The organism is Actinoplanes sp. NPDC048791 (assembly GCF_040650095.1).
In the GTDB taxonomy this organism is placed as follows: Bacteria; Actinomycetota; Actinomycetes; order Mycobacteriales; family Micromonosporaceae; genus Actinoplanes.
In genome coordinates this window covers 1-2,869 of the sequence record NZ_JBEZGQ010001033.1, presented here as the reverse complement: position 1 = coordinate 2,869, position 2,869 = coordinate 1, and the positions used below count along the sequence as shown (strand labels likewise).

Sequence of the window (2,869 nt, the reverse complement as noted above, 5' to 3'; positions counted from 1 at the left end):
TGATCATCATGTGCACGTCCAGCGCGTCCACGTCCGCGCGGAACGTGCCGTCGCGCTGGCCCCGGGAGAGCGCGTCCTGCAATGTCGAGCAGGGCGGCGGCCTCGTCGGGAGGCAGGCCGAGTGCGCCGGCCCGGGCCACGGCGAGCCGCTCCGAGCGGGAGCCGTCGAGCAGGTCGAGCAGGCGGGCCGCTCTCGGCTCCGGCAGATCGAGGAGTACGGCGTGAGCCGGATCGAGGCCCAGCTGGAGTGTGTGCGGGGTGCGCCAGATGCGGGGGAGTCCCGGCAGCAGGGTGGGCCGGGGTAGCGGCGTACGGCTCATGACATGACACGGTGTCACGACCTCGGCGCACAGCGGATTGGTTGTCCACAGGCCAGTACCGCCTGAGGGCAGGGTTATCCACAGGATTCTGCGAGTTATCCACAGGCAGATGGGGAAGCGGCTCAATCACTTAACGTGTTGGGGCGGTGACTGGTTACGGACCCGTACGGGTGACACGGGGTCCAAAAGCCGACGGGGGCGACCGAAGTGGCCGCCCCCGTCCTTGCTTGTCAGGCGCGGTCAGGCCTTGGCCTTGCCCAGGATCCGGTTGACCGTCGTGCCACAGACCGGGCACTTGCCCTTGGCCATGTTCATGCCGGTCTTCGAGACCTCGACGGTGCCCTGGAAGTCGCGCTTCTCCTTGCACTTCACGCAGTAGCCGTTGTACGTGTTGTCGGCCACGATTCCTCCTCGTCATGTTGTCAGCCGGGTCGGCCCGGTGCCTGGCTCGCGGCGTCAGGCCGCGATCTGTGTTCGGCGCTGGACCGCTCCGCGACCACGTGAATGTGGCCACCCGCTCGGGGCGGTCACTACCCAGGTCGGGGCCTTTCCATGTCAGCGCAGCGTCGACTGTGTCGTCGACGGCCTGAGTGTGCCGGGCGGGATGATCCTTTTTAGGCACATACGGGTAGACACGCCGACGATTTACTCCAGATCGCCTGAAACAGGACGTTTGGGTCGGCCGGAGTATGGTCGTTTCTTCGGATACCGTGGGCGTTTCCGGCGGCCCCGGCGCGCGCGGAGAAATATTTTTCGGATTTACTGGGGCGTAGGTCACATTTTGGGAGCGTGTCGTTTCTCGTACCCTTGCGCTGACCTGGCCCTGACACATTAACGTCGCAATGTGAACCCCGAGCTGGGCCGCGCGAGCCGGTAATGGCCAGGACGCGCAAGCCTGTCGTCGAAGTGCGGCGCAGCCAGCGCCGGCGTCGCACGGTGTCCGCGTACCGGGAGGGCGAGCGCGTTGTCGTCCTGATCCCCGACCGGTTCTCCCGGGCCGAGGAGACCGAGTGGGTGGCGCGGATGCTCGAGCGCCTGGCCGCCCGCGAGGAACGCATCCGGCGCACGGACAGCGAACTCCTGATGCGCGCCCGCCGCCTGATCACCCGCTACCTGCCGGACCACTCCGGGGACATCGTGCCCGCGAGCGTCCGCTGGGTGACCAACCAGAACGGCCGTTGGGGCTCCTGCACCCCGGACGACGCCACGATCCGCATCTCGCACCGGATCCAGGAGATGCCGGACTGGGTGATCGACTACGTGCTCCTGCACGAACTGGCGCACCTGGTCGTCCCCAGCCACAACACGAAGTTCTGGGACCTGGTGAACCGCTACCCGAAGGCCGAGCGCGCTCGCGGCTACCTAGAGGGCATCTCCGCCGCAACTGGCCTCGTCCTAGCCGACGACTGACCGCCAGACGACTGCCGGGCCTGCACCGGGCAGCCGGCCGCAGGGCTTCCGCCGGGCTGCCGAGCCGCGCGGCTTAGGTCGGGCCACTGGGCTTGCACCGGGCCGCTGGCCGCCGGGCATGGACCGAGCCGCCGGGCTTCCGCCGGGCTGCCGGGCCGCGCGGCTTGGGTCGGGCTGCCGGGCTTGCACCGCGCCGTCGGGCCGCAGGCTTGCGCCGGGCCGCGGGCCGCGGGCCGCGAGGCCGCAAGGCTTGGGCCGTGACGCGGGGCTTGGGTCGGCTGCTGGGCACGGGCCGGCTGCTGGGCGTCGGCCGGGCCACGGGCGTGCCGAGGCCGAGGTGGGCCGGGGCTAGCCTTCGAGTCGTGACCAAACGTGTCGTGGTGGCGCTGCTGAATCCGGTGACCTGGAGCCCGCCCGGAACCGGGCTCGAGCAATGGCGCGCCGCGCTGGCCGAAGACGTTGTGGACCTGCTGGCCCGGCTGGCCCAGGCCGAGCCGGCAATCGCGGCCACCGCTGACGACCTTGACCTGGCCCACGAGATCGCTTGGCCGGGAACGCCGATCTACGAGGTGCCCACGGCCACCGTGCTGCCCGTGCTCAGAGCGGCCGAGAAGGACGGCTACAACCAAGCCGCAGTCCTGGCCGCAGACGCCGCAGACGTCCCCGGCATGATCCTGGGCAAGCTCCTACGCCCCCTGAGCAGCAAACCCGTGGCAGTGGCCCCCACCGGCCAGGAAAGCGGCCTGCTGGCCCTCGCCACCAACCTCCCGGTCCCGGAATGGCTCACGGACACCGACCTGGACACGGCAACACCCATGACAGTGCGCAGAAGCGCGCCGCAGCCCAGCCTCGTCGAATCAACTGCAGAGTGGCGCCGGCTACGTGGCCCCTACGACCTGGCAACCCTGGACCCGGCCCTCGAAGGCTGGGAAAACACCAGAGCCATCCTGGGCGGCTGAAAGGCGGGTGAAAGGCGGGTGAAAAGGCGGCCGACAAAAGCGGCGGCCGACAAAGCGGCAGAGAAGGCGGCCGAGAAAGACAGCACCGACCAAGCGGAACCACAACAGGGCTTGAGGGCGGGGATGACCCACGCAGACATCAAGCCTGACGGGCTGCGTGGGTCATCCCCGCCCCCAAGC

General features: G+C 69.3%; 3 protein-coding genes and 2 pseudogenes. 2 read left to right on the top strand and 3 right to left on the bottom strand.

Annotated features, from left to right (window positions below):
* The 3 genes and pseudogenes from AB0C29_RS41680 to AB0C29_RS41670 form a co-directional block, all read right to left on the bottom strand.
* Positions 1 to 82 (bottom strand): annotated as a pseudogene (locus AB0C29_RS41680) (TetR/AcrR family transcriptional regulator); the annotation flags it as partial.
* Positions 63 to 320 (bottom strand): annotated as a pseudogene (locus tag AB0C29_RS41675) (hypothetical protein); the annotation flags it as partial. The pseudogenes AB0C29_RS41680 and AB0C29_RS41675, both read right to left, overlap by 20 nt.
* A gap of 240 nt (positions 321 to 560) precedes the next feature.
* Positions 561 to 722: a DUF5679 domain-containing protein gene (locus AB0C29_RS41670; RefSeq protein ID WP_015625326.1), complete on the bottom strand. Its 162-nt coding sequence runs from the start codon at positions 720 to 722 to the stop codon at positions 561 to 563.
* Between the two features lie 474 nt (positions 723 to 1,196).
* Between AB0C29_RS41670 and AB0C29_RS41665 the strand changes: the two genes are divergently transcribed.
* Together AB0C29_RS41665 and AB0C29_RS41660 are read left to right on the top strand one after the other, a co-directional pair.
* Complete coding sequence (locus AB0C29_RS41665; RefSeq protein WP_360832847.1) at positions 1,197 to 1,730, top strand: M48 family metallopeptidase; 534 nt, start codon at positions 1,197 to 1,199, stop codon at positions 1,728 to 1,730.
* 362 nt (positions 1,731 to 2,092) lie between these two features.
* Positions 2,093 to 2,689, top strand: a complete 597-nt coding sequence (locus AB0C29_RS41660) for a hypothetical protein (RefSeq protein ID WP_360832845.1) — start codon at positions 2,093 to 2,095, stop codon at positions 2,687 to 2,689.
* The last annotated feature ends 180 nt before the right edge of the window (positions 2,690 to 2,869 follow it).

Coding starts and splice junctions, on each gene's coding strand:
- AB0C29_RS41665 (WP_360832847.1), top strand. CDS start 1,197: ATGGCCAGGACGCGCAAGCCTGTCGTCGAAGTGCGGCGCAGCCAGCGC.